The sequence below is a fragment of the Ramlibacter sp. genome (assembly GCF_035655895.1).
GTDB lineage: Bacteria > Pseudomonadota > Gammaproteobacteria > Burkholderiales > Burkholderiaceae_C > Ramlibacter.
The window spans coordinates 115,607-131,229 of record NZ_DASRTN010000011.1; the positions used below are offsets into that span (position 1 = coordinate 115,607).

The 15,623-nt window shown below is 69.8% G+C and carries 16 protein-coding genes; 3 read left to right on the top strand and 13 right to left on the bottom strand.

What is annotated here, in order from left to right; genetic code table 11:
• Positions 1-56 precede the first annotated feature (56 nt).
• Positions 57-1,451: a 23S rRNA (uracil(1939)-C(5))-methyltransferase RlmD gene (gene rlmD / locus VFE82_RS12945; protein WP_325000733.1), complete on the bottom strand. Its 1,395-nt coding sequence runs from the start codon at positions 1,449-1,451 to the stop codon at positions 57-59.
• Between the two features lie 48 nt (positions 1,452-1,499).
• Between rlmD and VFE82_RS12950 the strand changes: the two genes are divergently transcribed.
• Positions 1,500-1,916, top strand: a complete 417-nt coding sequence (locus tag VFE82_RS12950) for a VOC family protein (protein WP_325000734.1) — start codon at positions 1,500-1,502, stop codon at positions 1,914-1,916.
• 27 nt (positions 1,917-1,943) lie between these two features.
• Here VFE82_RS12950 and VFE82_RS12955 read toward each other — a convergent pair whose 3' ends face one another.
• From VFE82_RS12955 to surE, 5 genes are read right to left on the bottom strand one after another with little or no spacing between them, the layout of a single operon-like run.
• Entirely contained in the window at positions 1,944-2,729 is a 786-nt protein-coding gene (locus VFE82_RS12955; RefSeq protein ID WP_325000735.1) for a 3'-5' exonuclease, read from the bottom strand.
• 17 nt (positions 2,730-2,746) lie between these two features.
• Positions 2,747-3,745, bottom strand: a complete 999-nt coding sequence (gene rpoS, locus VFE82_RS12960; RefSeq protein WP_325000736.1) for an RNA polymerase sigma factor RpoS — start codon at positions 3,743-3,745, stop codon at positions 2,747-2,749.
• Positions 3,746-3,747: 2 nt separating this feature from the next.
• The gene (locus VFE82_RS12965) at positions 3,748-4,692 is read right to left on the bottom strand and encodes a peptidoglycan DD-metalloendopeptidase family protein (protein ID WP_325000737.1); all 945 of its coding nucleotides are present in this window, start codon (positions 4,690-4,692) and stop codon (positions 3,748-3,750) included.
• A gap of 14 nt (positions 4,693-4,706) precedes the next feature.
• Positions 4,707-5,480, bottom strand: a complete 774-nt coding sequence (locus VFE82_RS12970) for a protein-L-isoaspartate(D-aspartate) O-methyltransferase (protein WP_325000738.1) — start codon at positions 5,478-5,480, stop codon at positions 4,707-4,709.
• On the bottom strand, positions 5,477-6,241 hold the full coding sequence (gene surE / locus VFE82_RS12975) for a 5'/3'-nucleotidase SurE (protein ID WP_325000739.1): 765 nt from the start codon (positions 6,239-6,241) through the stop codon (positions 5,477-5,479). Before surE ends, VFE82_RS12970 begins: the two co-directional genes overlap by 4 nt.
• Positions 6,242-6,344: 103 nt before the next feature.
• Between surE and VFE82_RS12980 the strand changes: the two genes are divergently transcribed.
• The gene (locus tag VFE82_RS12980) at positions 6,345-7,322 is read left to right on the top strand and encodes an NADPH:quinone oxidoreductase family protein (RefSeq protein ID WP_325000740.1); all 978 of its coding nucleotides are present in this window, start codon (positions 6,345-6,347) and stop codon (positions 7,320-7,322) included.
• 27 nt (positions 7,323-7,349) lie between these two features.
• Here the strand turns inward: VFE82_RS12980 and VFE82_RS12985 are convergent, their stop codons facing one another.
• Genes VFE82_RS12985 through cyoA form a run of 7 tightly spaced genes read right to left on the bottom strand, consistent with a single transcriptional unit; the run spans position 7,350 to position 14,042 of the window.
• A complete protein-coding gene (locus VFE82_RS12985) occupies positions 7,350-7,886 on the bottom strand; it encodes a response regulator transcription factor (RefSeq protein ID WP_325000741.1) in 537 nt (178 codons plus the stop codon).
• A complete protein-coding gene (locus tag VFE82_RS12990; RefSeq protein ID WP_325000742.1) occupies positions 7,876-9,216 on the bottom strand; it encodes an ATP-binding protein in 1,341 nt (446 codons plus the stop codon). The genes VFE82_RS12985 and VFE82_RS12990 overlap by 11 nt, the downstream gene beginning before the upstream one ends.
• Positions 9,197-9,958 carry an SURF1 family protein gene (locus tag VFE82_RS12995; RefSeq protein WP_325000743.1) on the bottom strand — a complete coding sequence of 254 codons (762 nt, stop codon included), beginning with the start codon at positions 9,956-9,958 and terminating at the stop codon, positions 9,197-9,199. The genes VFE82_RS12990 and VFE82_RS12995 overlap by 20 nt, the downstream gene beginning before the upstream one ends.
• Positions 9,959-9,972: 14 nt before the next feature.
• A complete protein-coding gene (gene cyoD, locus VFE82_RS13000) occupies positions 9,973-10,389 on the bottom strand; it encodes a cytochrome o ubiquinol oxidase subunit IV (RefSeq protein WP_325000744.1) in 417 nt (138 codons plus the stop codon).
• On the bottom strand, positions 10,386-11,009 hold the full coding sequence (cyoC, locus tag VFE82_RS13005; protein WP_325000745.1) for a cytochrome o ubiquinol oxidase subunit III: 624 nt from the start codon (positions 11,007-11,009) through the stop codon (positions 10,386-10,388). Before cyoC ends, cyoD begins: the two co-directional genes overlap by 4 nt.
• Before the next feature lie 13 nt (positions 11,010-11,022).
• Positions 11,023-13,014, bottom strand: coding sequence for a cytochrome o ubiquinol oxidase subunit I (gene cyoB / locus VFE82_RS13010; RefSeq protein WP_325000746.1), 1,992 nt, complete (start codon positions 13,012-13,014; stop codon positions 11,023-11,025).
• 53 nt (positions 13,015-13,067) lie between these two features.
• Positions 13,068-14,042 (bottom strand): ubiquinol oxidase subunit II, encoded by a 975-nt coding sequence (cyoA, locus tag VFE82_RS13015; RefSeq protein WP_414708764.1) that lies wholly within the window; start codon positions 14,040-14,042, stop codon positions 13,068-13,070.
• A 214-nt stretch (positions 14,043-14,256) separates the two neighbouring features.
• On the opposite strand from cyoA, the gene VFE82_RS13020 reads away from it, so the two are divergent.
• Positions 14,257-15,603: an MFS transporter gene (locus VFE82_RS13020; RefSeq protein ID WP_325000748.1), complete on the top strand. Its 1,347-nt coding sequence runs from the start codon at positions 14,257-14,259 to the stop codon at positions 15,601-15,603.
• Positions 15,604-15,623 lie beyond the last annotated feature (20 nt).

Sequence of the window (15,623 nt, forward strand, 5' to 3'; positions counted from 1 at the left end):
CCGGCGGTGCGGTCTCGGGCCCGGGAGCCCATCGCCGCCGACGCGCGTGACGTTCCTCAGCCGTCCTTCTCGAAGACCGCGATGCTCTCGACGTGGGCCGTGTGCGGGAACATGTTGACGACGCCGGCCGCTGTGCAGCGGTACCCCGCCTGGTGGACCAGCAGGCCGGCGTCCCGCGCGAGCGTGGCCGGATTGCAGCTGACATAGACGATGCGGCGCGGCGGTGCCCAGCCACCGGCCAGCGCCGGGTCCTGGTGCACGTCGGCCAGCGCCTTGGCCAGCGCAAAGGCGCCTTCGCGCGGCGGATCGACCAGCCATTTGTCGGCCTGGCCATCGGCCACCAGCATGTGCGGCGTCATCTCGAACAGGTTGCGGGCCACGAAGCGCGTTGGTGCCAGCGGGCGACGCAGCCGGTTGCGCTCGAGGTTCTCGCGGGAGCGCGCGACCAGCGCCTCGCTGCCTTCGATGCCCAGCACCTCGCGCGCCTGCGTGGCCAGCGGCAGCGTGAAGTTGCCCAGTCCGCAGAACCAGTCGATCACCCGCTCCTGCGGCTGCACCTGCAGCAGGCGCAGCGCCCGCACGACCAGGACCCGGTTGATGTGCGGATTGACCTGGGTGAAGTCGGTCGGACGGAACGGCATCTCCAGTCCGAACTCCGGCAGCGCATAGGCCAGCTGCGGACCGCCCTCGTCGAGCAGGTGCACCGTGTCCGGCCCCTTGGGCTGCAGCCACCATTGCACGCCGGCGTGCTGCTGCGCGAACGCCCGCAGGCGGGCCAGGTCGCCCTGGCTGAGCGGCTCCAGGTGGCGCAGCACCAGCGCGATGACCTCGTCGCCACAGGCCAGCTCGATCTGCGGACAGGTCTCGATGGCATCCATCGAACCGATCAGCGCACGCAGCGGCAGCAGCAGGTCGCTCACAGACTTGGGCACGACATGGCATTCGCGGATGTCGGCCACGTACCGGCTCTTGCGCTCGTGGAAGCCGACCAGCACCGCGCCCTTCTTGCGCACGTGCCGCACCGAGAAGCGCGCGCGCCAGCGGTAGTTCCAGGCCGGCCCCTCGATCGGGCGCAGCACCATCTCCGGGCGCACCTTGCCCAGGTGCCAGAGGTTGTCCTCCAGCACCCGCTGCTTGACGGCCACCTGGGCCGCCGGATGCAGGTGCTGCATCTTGCAGCCGCCGCAGGCCCCCTCGTGCAGGCCGAAGTGCGGGCAGCGCGGCCGCACGCGCTGCGACGACTCGCGGTGCACGGCAGTGAGGGCCGCCTGCTCCCAGTTGTTCTTGCGCCGGGTCACGTTCGCGCTGACCAGCTCGGTCGGCAGCGCGCCGTCGATGAACACCACCTTGCCGTCGGGCCGCCGGGCCACGCCTTGCGCCTCGATGTCGAGCGCGTCGACGGCCAGCCATCCCTCGGGGATCGCCGCCGCGCCTTCTGTCCTGTCTGTCATGCCCCGATTGTCTCAGGCCATACTGCCCCCTTCCGACCGGGAGCCTGCATGGACATCCGCATCTGCATCGACGTCGCCGACCTCCCGCGCGCCATCGCGTTCTACACCGAGGGTCTGGGCCTGCGGCTCGGCCGCCGACTGGGCGACGACTGGGCGGAGCTGCTGGGCGGCGGCAGCGCGATCGACCTGCTGGCCAACGCCGCGGGGACAGCGCCGCTCGGCGCGAGCCATCCGCAGCGGCGCGACTACGGCCGGCACTGGACGCCCGTGCACCTGGATTTCGTCGTCGAGGAACTTGAGCCGGTGCTGCAGCGGCTGCTGGCGCTGGGCGCCACGCTGGAGCGGCCGGTGCAGGAGCGGCGCTGGGGGCGCATGGCCAACCTGGCCGATCCGTTCGGCCATGGCATCGACCTGCTGCAGTTCTGCGGCCGCGGCTACGACGAGATCCTGCAGCCGTCGGCCTGAACGCGCGTCAGGCCGCGCCGGGCCGCGTCAGACCCAGGCGTCCAGGTACTCGCGCCAGTGCGGCTCCATGCCGGCAAGGCCCGCCAGCGTGTCCTTCACCAGGGCGATCTCCTGGGTGTACTCGGCCTCCGTCAGGCCGGCACGCATCTTCTGGTAGCGGCAGTACAGCAGGTAGGTGTTCATCACGTCGGTCTCGCAGTAGCGACGGATGTCCTCCAGCTTGCCATCGAGATAGGCCGGGTAGACCTGGCTGCCGTCCATGCCCAGCTTGCCGGGAAAGCCGCACAGCTTGGCCATCGCGTCCAGCGGCGCGCTGGCACGTGGCTGGTACATCGCCAGCAGGTCCATCAGGTCCAGGTGGCGCATGTGGTAGCGGCTGATGTAGTTGTTCCACTTGAACTCGCGGTCATCGTCGCCGAGGTCCCAGTACTTGTCGGCGACCACCCCGTGCCGCAGGCCGCGGTAATGCAGCACCGGCAGGTCGAAGCCGCCGCCGTTCCAGCTCACCAGCTGCGGCACGTGCTTCTCGATGCTGCTGAAAAAGCTCTGGACCACCTTGCCTTCGCTGGCGCCGTCGCGATCGACGAACGAGTGGATGCGCAAGCCCTCGCCGCTGCGGAAGACGCAGCTGATGACCAGCACGCGCTGCAGGTGCAGCGGCGCGAAATCGCCCTGCCCCTTCTCCTTGCGCTCCAGGCACCAGCTTTCCCAGACCTGCGCGTCGGTCTGTTCGGCCGGCGCCCCGCGCAGCAGCCGCAGCCCCGCCACGTCGGGAATGGACTCGATGTCGAAGACGAGAACAGGCCAGGTCATCGCCCGACTCTAGCCGATCAGAACAGCGCTTCCTTGTTGATGCCGTTGCGCACCATGTGGCGCCGCAGCTTCAGCAGCGCCTCGTTCTGGATCTGCCGCACGCGCTCGCGCGTGAGGCCGAGACGGTCGCTGAGCACCTCCAGCGTCTCGGGCTCCCGGTCGTGCAGGCCGAAGCGGCCTTCCAGCACTTCCTTCTCCCGGTTGGACAGGGTGTCGACCCAGGTGGCCAGCAGCCGCTCGACCTCGTGGTTCTGCGTGATGCCGGTCGGGTCGGCGGCCTGGTCGTCGGCCAGCGAGTCGCCCAGCGTGTACTCGTCCTCGGAGCGGTCGATCGCCGCGTCGAGCGAGCGGGGCGTTTCCGCGAACGCCAGCAGGTCCGAGACCTCCTGGACGTTGCGCCCGAGCAGCGCGGCGACGTCCTCGACCCGCACGCCCTCGGCACCCATCCCCGAGCGCGACGCCTGGAACGCAGGATCGTTCTCGAGGGTGCGACGGGCCCGCAGCACCTGCTGCAGTTCGCGCACCACGTGCACCGGAAGGCGGATCACGCGGCCCTGGTTCATCACCGCCCGCTCGACCGACTGGCGGATCCACCAGGTGGCGTAGGTGGAAAACCGGAAGCCGCGCTCGGGCTCGAACTTGTCGATCGCATGCATCAGGCCGAGGTTGCCTTCCTCGATCAGGTCGGACAGCGGCACGCCGCGTCCGAGATAGCCCTTGGCGATGCTGACCACCAGCCGCAGGTTGTGCTCGATCATCGACTGGCGCGCCTCGAAGTCACCGGCCCTGGCGCGCGTGGCGGTCTCGAACTCCTCCTGCGGCGTGAACAGCTCCGTGCGCCGGATCTCCCGCAGGTACAGCGTGAGGGTGTCGCTCGATTCGCCCGCCAGGTCGGCCCCCAGGTCGCGGGCCGACGGCTCCGGCGCTGATGGCGCCCCGGACGACTCCGGCGGCGCGCCTTCTCCCACCGCGCCCGGATCTGGCGATCTGCCGTGTCCGTTGCGCTTGCGGGCCATGCTTACCTCGGGGGCAGGAAACGGGCGGGATCGACCGGCTTGCCCTGCCGGCGGATCTCGAAATGCAGCTTGACGCGGTCGGCGTCGCTGGAGCCCATCTCGGCGATCTTCTGGCCCCTGCGCACGACCTGGTCCTCCTTGACCAGCAGGCTGTGGTTGTGCGCGTAGGCCGTGAGATAGGTGTTGTTGTGCTTGAGGATGATCAGGTTGCCGTAGCCGCGCAGGCCCGCGCCGGCATAGACCACGCGTCCGTCGGCGGCGGCGAGCACCGGATCGCCCAGCTTGCCGCCGATGTCCAGCCCCTTGTTGCGCACCTCGTCGAACGGGGCCAGCACGCCGGGCTGGCCGGCGGTCGGCCAGGCCCACGGGATGTCGTCGTCCGGGGACGCCGGCGCGGCAGGGGCGCTGGTCACCGGCTGGCTGGCCGGCGGGAGCGGCGCGGACGCGACGGCGCCGCGCGGCGCGCTGGCGGCGACCACGGGCGCGGAGGCAGCCGATGCCGGAGCCAGCGGTGCACTGGCGGCCGCGCTGGCCGCCGGCGCCGGCACGGCCGACGCGGCGATCGCCGGCGAGGCGATCGGCCGGGCCACCACGGTTTCGGCCGGCGGCACGACCCGCAGCACCTGGCCGACCTCGATCACGTTGGGGTTGTCCAGGCCGTTCCAGCGGGCCACGTCACGCCAGGACTGGCCATGCTCCATCGCGATGCGGATGATGGTGTCGCCCGGGCGCACCGTGTAGTGGCCGGGCTTGCCCGCGTTCTCGGCACCCGGCAGCGGGCGCATCGGTTCGGTGGCGCTGGCCACCGCGGCGACAGGCGCCCGCGAGTTGTTGCTGCGGTCCTCGACTGGCGCCGGGGCGCGCGTCTTCGACGCGCAGCCGGCCAGCACCAGCGCCACCAGCAACAGCGCGGCTCCCCTGCAGCCGCGCCCGGACATGCCTGTCATCTTGTGTCGTTCCTTCAAGCGATGCCGGATTTTAGGGGGACAAAGTGCACAGTCTCAAGAATGCTCTGCCGCACCTCGCGCGCCGTCTTTTCGAGGAGCACCAGCGCCTGCCGTCCATCCGGCATCACCGTCGGGGCCACCAGGCGCCCCCCCACCGCCAGCTGATCCAGCCACGCCTGCGGCACGGCATCGCCTCCCGCTGCGGCGATGATGCCCGCGTAGGGCGCGCCCTTGGCGAAACCCTGCATGCCGTCGCCGAACAGCAGGTGCACGTTCGGCAGCCGCAGCGGGCGCAGATTGTCCCGGGCCTTGTCGTGCAGGCCGCGCAGGCGCTCGATGCTGTAGACCTCCGTGGCCACTTGCGCCAGCACGGTCGCCTGGTAGCCGCAGCCGGTGCCGATCTCCAGGATGCGCCCCAGCTTCCCCGCAGATCCGCCCAGCAGCAACTCGACCATGCGGGCGACGACGCTCGGCTTGGAGATCGTCTGTCCCAGCCCGATCGGCAGGCTGGTGTCTTCGTAGGCCTGGTTCACCAGGGCGCTGTCGACGAAGCGGTGGCGCTCCACCGCGCCGAGCGCGGCCAGCACCCTCGGGTCCTGCACGCCCTGCGCGGCGATGCGCGACACCATGCGCGCGCGCACCGCGTGCGAATCCAGGCCCAGCCCCTGCACGGGGGCGATGGGCGCGGGAGCGGGCGTGCGCGGGCCGGCGGAACGGGCCTGGTCGCGGCTGCCCGGCGCGGGCGTGCCACGATCGAGCCGCGCAGGGAATCCCGGACGCCGGTTCACTGCGCCTCCGTGAACCGGCCGACGCGCGCGGCCCAGTCGGGCATGCCGCGATGGTCGGTCAGGTCCACGTGCAGCGGCGTGATCGACACGCGCCCCTGCGCCGTGGCGTGGAAGTCGGTGCCGTCGGCACCGTCCTTCGGCAGGCCAGCGCCGCCGATCCAGTACATGGTGGTGCCATGCGGGCTCGGCTGCGCGATCACCTTCTCGGCTGCATGGCGGCGTCCGAGGCGGCACACCTCGAACGGCCCCAGTTCCTCGAGCCGTCGGTTGGGGATGTTGACGTTGAGGAGGAACGGACGCTCAGGGTCCAGGCCTTGCGCCAGCACCTGCCGCACCAGTTCGCGGGCGCGCCGGGCGGCAGCGTCCAGGTGGGCCCAGCCCTTCTCCACCTGCGAGAAGGCGATGGCCGGGATGCCGAACAGGAATCCCTCCATCGCGGCGCCCACGGTGCCCGAGTAGATGGTGTCGTCGCCCATGTTGGCGCCGTTGTTGATGCCGCTGACCACCAGGTCGGGCCGGTAGCCCAGCACGCCGGTCAGCGCGATGTGCACGCAGTCGGCGGGCGTGCCGTTGACGTACCGCACGCCGTTGGCGGCGTCGTGCACGTACAGCGGGGAATGCAGGGTGAGCGCGTTCGATTTCGCGCTGTTGTTGTGCTCCGGCGCCACCACTTCCACCTCGGCGAGGTCCTTCAGGGCGTCGTGCAGGGCCAGCAGGCCGGGCGCCTGGTAGCCGTCGTCGTTGGAGAGCAGGATCTTCATGCAGGCGTGACCAGCCGGGATTGTAGGGCTGCGGTCACCGCTGGGACATTGCGGCGCACGCAGCGGGTCCTATCATCCTGCGCTTTCCGCGTTGGAGATTCCCATGCATGCCTGGCTCTGCGAGAACCCCGTCGGCGTCGACGCGCTGCAATGGAAGGAGCTGCCCACCCCGCAGCCCAAGGCCGGCGAGGTGCTGGTGCGCATCCAGGCCGCCAGCCTCAACTTCCCGGACCTGCTGATCGTCCAGAACAAGTACCAGCACAAGCCCGCCCTGCCCTTCGTGCCGGGCTCCGAGTACGCCGGCGTCGTCGAGGCGGTCGGCGAAGGCGTGACGCAGCCCAAGGTGGGCCAGAGCGTGGCCTGCCTCTCGGGCACCGGCGGCTTCGGCACGCACACCCTGGCGCCGGCCGCGCTGTGCATGCCGCTGCCGCCGGGCTTCCCGCCGGTCGACGCGGCGGCGTTCATCATGATCTACGCCACCTCGCACCATGCACTGGTCGACCGCGCGCAGCTGAAGGCCGGCGAGACCGTGCTGGTGCTGGGCGCCGCCGGCGGGGTGGGGACGGCGGCGATCCAGATCGCCAAGGCCGTCGGCGCCCGGGTGATCGCGGCCGCCTCGACCGACGAGAAGTGCGCGCTGTGCAAGTCGATCGGCGCCGACGCGACCATCAACTACAGCCAGGGCAACCTGCGCGATGCCATCAAGGAAGCCACCGGCGGCAAGGGGCCGGACGTGATCTACGACCCGGTCGGCGGCGACTTCGCCGAACCGGCGTTCCGCTCGATCGCCTGGCGCGGCCGCTACCTGGTGGTCGGCTTCGCCTCCGGCCCGATCCCCTCGCTGCCCCTGAACCTGGCGCTGCTCAAGGGCGCGTCCATCGTGGGCGTGTTCTGGGGCGACTTCGCCCGCCGCGAGCCCAAGGCGAACGCCGCGATGATGGGCGAGCTGGCGCAGTGGTACGCGCAGGGCAAGGTCAAGCCGGTCATCGACCGCACCATGCCCATGGCCGAGCTGAAGGCCGCCTACACCCACATGGGCTCGCGCGGGGTCAAGGGCAAGCTGGTGATGGTCAACGACTGACGCCGGCGCGGCCGGGTCGCGTGCCGCTCACTTCACGCGCTGCTTTTCCAGCTTGCGCGCGAGCGTGCGCCGGTGCATGCCCAGGCGCCGGGCGGTCTCCGAGATGTTGAAACCGGTCTCGGCCAGCACTTCGTGGATGCGCTCCCACTCCAGCGTCTTGATCGAGGTCTGCCGCTCGGTCAGGCCGACTTCGGCGTCGCCCTCGGCCCGCGCGAAGGCGGCCTCGATGTCGTCGGTGTTCGCCGGCTTGGCCAGGTAGTGGCGGGCGCCCAGCTTGATCGCCTCGACCGCCGTGGCGATGCTCGCGTAGCCGGTGAGCACCACGATCACCATGTCCGGATCGTGCTCGTGCAGGTGCTGCACGCAGGCCAGGCCCGAGGCCCCGCCGGCCAGCTTCAGGTCCACCACCGCATAGCCCGGCGCGTGCGCCCCGAGCAGCGCACGCACTTCTTCCAGGCCCGGCGCCCGCAGCACCTGGTAGCCGCGCCGCTCGAACGAGCGCTGCAAGGTCCTGGCGAAGGCGTCGTCGTCCTCGACGACCAGCAACTGGCGTTCAGCGTCCATCCTGGGTCCGGGTGTCGCGGGTCAGCGCCGGCAGCGGCAAGGTGATGGACACCTCCGCGCCACCCTCGGGGCGATTGCGTGCCGTGATGCCGCCGCCGAGCGTGCGCGCGACGTTGAAGGCCAGGAACAGCCCCAGACCACGCCCGGGCTTGCCCTTGCTCGACTGGTAGGGCGTTCCGATCCGGTCCAGGGTCTGCGTGTCGAAGCCCGGCCCGCGGTCCTGCACCGTCAGCACCAGCGCGTCCTCGACGCAGCCGGCCTGCAGCCGGACAGGGGCGTCCGGCGCTGCCTCGTGCGCGTTGTCGAGCACGTTGTCCACCATCTGCTTGAGCGACTCGTCCGAGATGATCGCCACGTCGGGCAACTCGAGCCGCTCGAACAGCAGCACGGCGCCGGGCCGGGTGCGCCGCCAGTCTTCGACCAGGCTTTGCAGGAACGTCCGCAGCGGCGTCTCCACGGGCGCCTCGGCGCGGGTCTTGCCTGAGGACATCAGGATGCCGCCGACGATGGCCTTGCAGCGCTCGATCTGCCGCTGCATTTCTTCCAGGTCCTCGCGCAGATCGGGCTCGGCGGCGAACGGTGCCATCCGTGCCCAGTCGCCGAGGATCACGGACAGCGTCGCCAGCGGCGTGCCCAGCTCATGGGCAGCACCGGATGCCAGCAGGCCCATGCGCACGATGTGCTCCTCTTCCACCGCGCGCTGGCGCAGCCGCGCCAGGCTGGCGTCGCGCTGGCGCAGGTTGCGGCCGATGCGGCCGATGAAGACCACCAGCAGCAAGGCGTTCAGCATGAAGCACACCAGCAGCCCGCCCACGTACTGCGGCGACAACGTCGGGCCGCCGAGCCCCGGCAGCGCGAGCGGCAGGTTCCACCGGGTCAGCGCGATGAACCCGAGGCTGGTGCAGCCCACCACGGCCCAGATGAAGACCGGCCGCAGCAGCACCGAGGCGACCGCCACCTGCAGCAGGTACAGGAAGATGAACGGATTGCTGATGCCCCCAGCGTAGTAGAGCTGGCCCGTGAGGACCGCGACATCGACCAGCAGGCCGCCGAACAGCTCGAGGTTGTCGATCGGGAGCGGCAGCCGGGTGCGCAGGCGGCTGGCCAGGTTGAACAATGCCAGCACGGCCAGCAGCGTGAGCATCTCGCGCAGTGGCAGCGGCACGTCGAGCAGGAACTGCACCACCAGGATGGTGGCCAGCTGGCCCGCCACCGCGATCCAGCGCAGCTCGACCAGCTGCAGCAGGTTCTTGCGCCCGGCGACCGCCTCGGGCAGCTTGGCCACCTCGCCGAGCGGCGGGTGCTGGAGGTCAGGGCTGTCGGTCGACAAGGGGTGGGGCTCCGGCCAGGCGGCGTTGCCGCCGCTCGTCCACCACGAGGTAGCCGAGGGCGCCGGCCATTATCGCGGCCAGGGCGAACCACGTCGCGGCGTAGCCCAGGTGGTTGTTGCTGAACCGGAGCACGGTCAGGCCCGGTCGCGGCCAGGTGTCGACCGTGGTGGCCGCGGTCCGCTCGGCGTCGACGAAGTAGGGAGCGACCGGCCCGGCCAGACGCTGGGCCGCCGCGATGGCCGCCACGTCGCGCGAGTACCACCGGCCCTGGGCCGGGTCGTTGGCCTGCAGCAGGCTGCCACCCGGCTCGCTGAAGCGCAGCAGCCCGGTGAGCAGCTGGACCTCCTCGCCGCGCGGCACCCGGTCCCGCAGCTCCGGCGGCACGAAGCCGCGGTTGACGAGCACCCACGCGCCCTCACGCAGCTGCATCGGCGTCAGCACCCAGTAGCCCGCGCCCAGCTCGGTGCTGGCGCGCACCAGCACCTGCCGGTCGTGCGCGAACCGGCCCTGCAGGCGCAGGCGCCGGTACTCGTCGGCCTCCCGCGACAGCGCTGACCATTGCACTGGACCGGGGGACGGCACCGGATCGGCCTTCAGCTGGCGCTCGATCCTGGCGACCAGCGACTCCTTCCAGGCGAGCCGCTGCAGCTGCCAGACCCCGAGCGCCACGAAGCCGGCGCAGGCCAGCGCCGCGAGCACCACCAGCACGGCCACCAGGACCGTGGACCGGGGACGCGGCACCTCCCCTTCCATGCTCAGGGCATGTGCCGCATGGCCTTGGGATCCACCGTGGGCATCATGTTGGCGTTCATGTGGTACATGACCCAGATCGAGCCGGCCAGCATGATCACCACCAGGGCCACGGTGAACAGCAGTGCGAGCAGCGACCAGCCGCCCTCGACGCGGGCGTTCAGGTGCAGGAAGTACACCATGTGCACCACCATCTGCACGGCGGCGAACCCCAGGATGACCAGGGCCGTGGCATTGGCCGACGGCAGCACCTTGCCCATCACCAGCCAGAACGGAATCGCGGTGAGCACCACCGACAGCAGGAAGCCGGTGACGTACCCCCTGACGGTGGCGTGGTAGCCGATGTCGTCGTGGCTGTCGTGCCCGGCCGCGTGCGCGCCGTGCGCCCCGTGCGCGTCGTGCGCGTCGTGTGCAGCGCTCATCGCAGCACTCCCATCAGGTAGACGAAGGTGAAGACGCCGATCCAGATGACGTCCAGGAAGTGCCAGAACATCGACAGGCAGACCAGCCGCCGCTTGTTCTCGCGCGTCAGGCCGGTCCGGACCACCTGCACCATCAGCGTGGCCAGCCAGAGGCAGCCGAAGGTGACGTGCAGGCCGTGCGTGCCCACCAGGGTGAAGAAGCTGGACAGGAACGCGCTGCGCTGCGGCCCCGCGCCCTCGTGGATCAGGTGCGAGAACTCGTAGACCTCGATGCCCAGGAAGCCGAGGCCCAGCAGGCCGGTGATGGCCAGCCAGCCAAGCAGCTGTGCCTTGCGGCCATGCTGCATGGCGATCATCCCGAAGCCGTAGGTGATCGACGAGAACAGCAGCAGCGCGGTGTTCAGCGCGACCAGCGGCAGGTCGAACAGGTCGGCCCCGGACGGACCGGCGGCGTAGCTGCGCCCGAGCACGGCGTAGGTGGCGAACAGCACCGCGAAGATGAGGCAGTCGCTCATCAGGTAGAGCCAGAACCCCAGCAGGGTGCCCTGCTGCGGGTGGTGCTCGCCGCTGTCGTAGAAGACCGGGGCCGGCCCGGCGGTCAGGGTGGTCGTGGAAGCCATGTGGAGGTCCTCGTCAGGCGCCCGCCAGGGCACGCGTGCGTGCGGCCTCGCTGCGGCCCACCTCGTCGGCGGGGATGTGGAAGTCGCGGTCGTAGTTGAACGTGTGCACGATCGACGCTGCCAGCATCGCCACGAAGGTGATGCCCGCCACCAGCCACATGTGCCAGATCAGCGCGAAGCCGAGCGCGGTGGCGATCATCGCGATCACGAAGCCGGCGGCGGTGTTCCTGGGCATGTGGATCGGCCGGAACCCGGTGGTCGGGCGCTGCGCGCCGCGCTGCTTCATGTCGTGCCAGGCATCGTTGTCGTGCACCACGGGCGTGAACGCGAAGTTGTAGTCGGGCGGCGGCGAGGCAGTCGACCATTCCAGCGTGCGGCCATCCCAGGGATCCCCGGTCACGTCGCGCAGCTGCTCGCGCCGCCGGTAGCTCACCACCAGCTGGATCAGCAGGCAGGCGATGCCCAGGGCGATCAGGCACGCGCCGAACGCGGAGATCCACATCCAGGGACGCAGCGTCTCGTCGTCGAAGTGGTTCATCCGGCGCGTGACGCCCATCAGCCCCAGCACGTACAGCGGCGTGAACGTGACCCAGAAGCCCACCAGCCAGAACCAGAACGACGCCTTCCCCCAGAACTCGTCGAGCTTGTAGCCGAAGGCCTTGGGGAACCAGTAGTTGATGCCGGCGAAGATGCCGAACACCACGCCGCCGATGATCACGTTGTGGAAGTGCGCGATCAGGAACAGGCTGTTGTGCAGCACGAAGTCGGCCGGGGGCACCGCCAGCAGCACGCCGGTCATCCCGCCGATGACGAAGGTGACCATGAAGCCCACGGTCCACAGCATCGGCACCTCGAAGCGGATGCGGCCGCGGTACATCGTGAACAGCCAGTTGAAGATCTTGGCCCCGGTCGGGATCGAGATGATCATCGTGGTGATCCCGAAGAACGAGTTCACGCTGGCGCCCGAACCCATGGTGAAGAAGTGGTGCAGCCACACCAGGTACGACAGGATCGTGATCACCACGGTGGCGTACACCATCGACGCGTAGCCGAACAGGCGCTTGCGGCTGAACGTGGCCACCACTTCGGAGAAGATGCCGAAGATCGGCAGGATCAGGATGTAGACCTCCGGGTGGCCCCAGATCCAGATCAGGTTCACGTACAGCATCGGGTTGCCGCCGAGGTCCGTCGTGAAGAAGTTGGTGCCCAGGTAGCGGTCGGCCGTGAGCAGCGCCAGTGCGGCGGCCAGCACCGGGAAGGTCGCCACGATCAGCACGTTGGTGCACAGCGCGGTCCAGGTGAACACCGGCATCTTCATCATCGTCATGCCGGGCGCCCGCATCTTGATGATGGTGGCCACCAGGTTGATGCCCGAGAGCGTCGTGCCCACCCCCGCGATCTGCAGCGACCACAGGTAGTAGTCCACCCCCACGTCCGGGCTCTGCAGGATGCCCGAGAGCGGCGGATAGGCCAGCCAGCCGGTGCGTGCGAACTCGCCCACGAACAGCGACGCCATCACCAGGACGGCGCCTCCGGTGGTCATCCAGAAGCTGAAGTTGTTGAGGAACGGGAACGCCACGTCGCGCGCACCGATCTGCAGCGGCACGACGTAGTTCATGAAACCGGTGACCAGCGGCATGGCCACGAAGAAGATCATGATCACGCCATGGGCGGTGAAGATCTGGTCGTAGTGGTGCGGCGGCAGGAAGCCCTCGTTGCCGCCGAAGGCGATCGCCTGCTGGGCGCGCATCATGATCGCATCGGCGAAGCCGCGCAGCAGCATCACCAGTCCGAGCACCATGTACATGATGCCGATCCTCTTGTGGTCGATGCTGCAGAACCAGTCGCGCCACAGGGGCCCCCACAGGCGCAGCCGGGTCAGCACGCCCAGCACCACCGCGCCACCCAGCACCACCATCGCGAAGGTGGCGAGCAGGATCGGCTCGTGGTAGGGGATCGCCTCCGAGGTGAGGCGGCCGAGGATCAGTTGTCTCAGGTCGGGCATTCGAGGGTCTCAGGCATTGGCGGTCCGCATCGGCGGGGCCGCCCGGGTTCCATTCAGTTGGCGACGGCCGGCTGCGGGGCCAGCGCGACGGGCAGTCCGAGCGGGTTGGCCGGCGTGCACAGCGCGGAGACGACACTGCGCGGCGCGCCGTTCCAGTCCTGCTGCGTGAGGCCGTCCACGCCACCCTTGCCGGCGCCGCCGGCCGCGTCGATTTCCATCATCTGGTGCATGCACATCTTCTTGCCGTCGACGCAGCGGTTGACGATGGCGTCCCACAGGCCGGGGTCCACCGAGGCGAAGCGGCGCACCGGCTCGCGCTGGCTGGGCTGCTCCAGCTTCAGGTAGGCCTCGCGCGTGAGCGGCTCGGCTGCCGCGCGGTGCGCCTCCACCCAAGCGGCGAAACCGGCGTCGGTCATGCCGTGGAACTTGAAGCGCATGTCCGAGAAGCCTGCACCGCTGTAGTTGGCCGACAGCCCGTCGTACACGCCGGCCCGGTTGATGACCGCGTTCAGCCGGGTCTCCATCCCGGGCATGGCGTAGACCATCCCGGCCAGGGCGGGAACGTAGAACGTGTTCATCACGCTCGAGGCCGTGATGCGGAACTCGATCGGCCTGTCGACCGGTGCAGCCAGTTCGTTGACCGTGGCCACGCCCTGCTCGGGCAGCACGAACAGCCACTTCCAGTCCATCGCCACCACGTTCACCACCAGCGGCCTGACCGAGGCCGGCAAGGCCCGCTGCGCGTCGATCCGCTCGAGGGGGCGGTACGGGTCCAGCTTGTGGGTGCTGATCCAGGTGATGGCGCCCAGCGCGATGATGATCAAGAGCGGCGCACCCCAGATGATCAGCTCGAGCCGGGTGGAATGGTCCCAGTCCGGGGCGTAGGTGGCCTCGGTGTTCGATTGCCGGTAGCGGAAGGCGAAGAACAGGGTCAGCGCGATCACCGGCACGATGATCAGCAGCATCAGGAAGGTGGACGTCACGATCAGCTGCGCCTGCTGGACCGCGATGTCGCCGTGCGGCTTCATCACGATCGTGTTGCAGCCCGCGAGCGACAGGCCGAGGGCAGCGAACCCGGTGTGCCGGATCGCCTTGTGACGGAATGCGGGGAATGTCATCGTGCTGGCCCACGCCCAGGGAAAACACCTGTTGCGCGGCGATGGTCAATGTATCCTTCTTGACGCAAATCAACGATTGGACAAATTGTCCCAGTCCCCCAGCCGTCCGCCTCCGCCACACCCCATGTCACCTGCCGGCACCGCCCCCCTCCACTCCACGCTCCACACGTCCGCCGGCGCCCATGGCGCCAACCCCGGGAACTCTGCCGATGAAGCGCGGCTCGCCCCGGGCGACATCGCGGTCGGCGTGGTGATCGGACGCGCATCCGAGTACTTCGACTTCTTCGTCTACGGCATCGCCTCGGTCCTGGTGTTCCCCGCCGTGTTCTTCCCCTTCGCCGACCGGCTCGAAGGCACGCTGTGGGCTTTCGCGCTGTTCGCGCTGGCCTTTGTCGTGCGTCCGCTGGGCACCCTGGCGGGCATGGCGATCCAGCGGCGCTTCGGCCGCGGGGTGAAGCTGACGGTCGCGCTGTTCCTGCTGGGCAGCTCGACGGTCTCGATGGCGCTGCTGCCGGGCTACGCCACCGCCGGCGCCGCCGCCATCGCCCTGCTGACCTTGTGCCGCATCGGCCAGGGCCTGGCACTGGGCGCTTCGTGGGACGGCCTGCCGTCGCTGCTGGCGCTGAACGCGCCCGAGAACCGGCGCGGCTGGTACGCGATGATGGGCCAGCTGGGTGCGCCCGTCGGCTTCCTGGTCGCCAGCGGCGTGTTCGCCTATGTCTGGAACAGCCTCTCGGCCACCGACTTCCTGACCTGGGGCTGGCGCTATCCCTTCTTCGCCGCCTTTGCCATCAACGTGGTGGCGCTGTTCGCCCGCCTGCGCCTGGTCGTCACGCACGAGTACGAGCGCGGGCTGCAGGCAGCCGAACTGGAGCCGTGTGGCGTGCGCGAACTGTTCGCCACCCAGGGTCACAACGTCTTCATCGGCGCCTTCGCCGCCCTCGCCTCCTACGCCCTGTTCCACCTGGTCACGATCTTCCCGCTGTCCTGGGTGAACCTCTACGACCAGCAGGAGATCGGCGGCTTCCTGCGCGTCGAGCTGCTCGGCGCCGTGCTGGGCGCGGTGGCGGTTCCGCTGTCGGGCGTGCTGGCCGACCGCATCGGCCGCCGCAACACGCTGGGCACGCTGGCCATCGCGATCGGCGTCTTCAGCCTGGCCACGCCCTGGCTGCTGGGCGGCAGCGAGCTGGCGCAGGACGCCTTCATCCTGATCGGCTTCGTGCTGCTGGGCCTGTCGTACGGCCAGTCCGCAGGCTCGGTGACGTCGAACTTCGCTCCGCGGCTGCGCTACACCGGCGCGGCCTTGACGGCCGACCTGGCCTGGCTGATCGGCGCGGCATTCGCACCGCTGGTGGCCCTGGCCCTGTCGGCCCGTTTCGGCCTGGGCGCGGTGAGCCTGTACCTGCTGTCGGGCGCGGTCTGCACCCTGGTGGCGTTGCGCACCAACCGGCTGCTGTCGCTGCGCGACTGAACGCCCGCCTGCGATCGGGG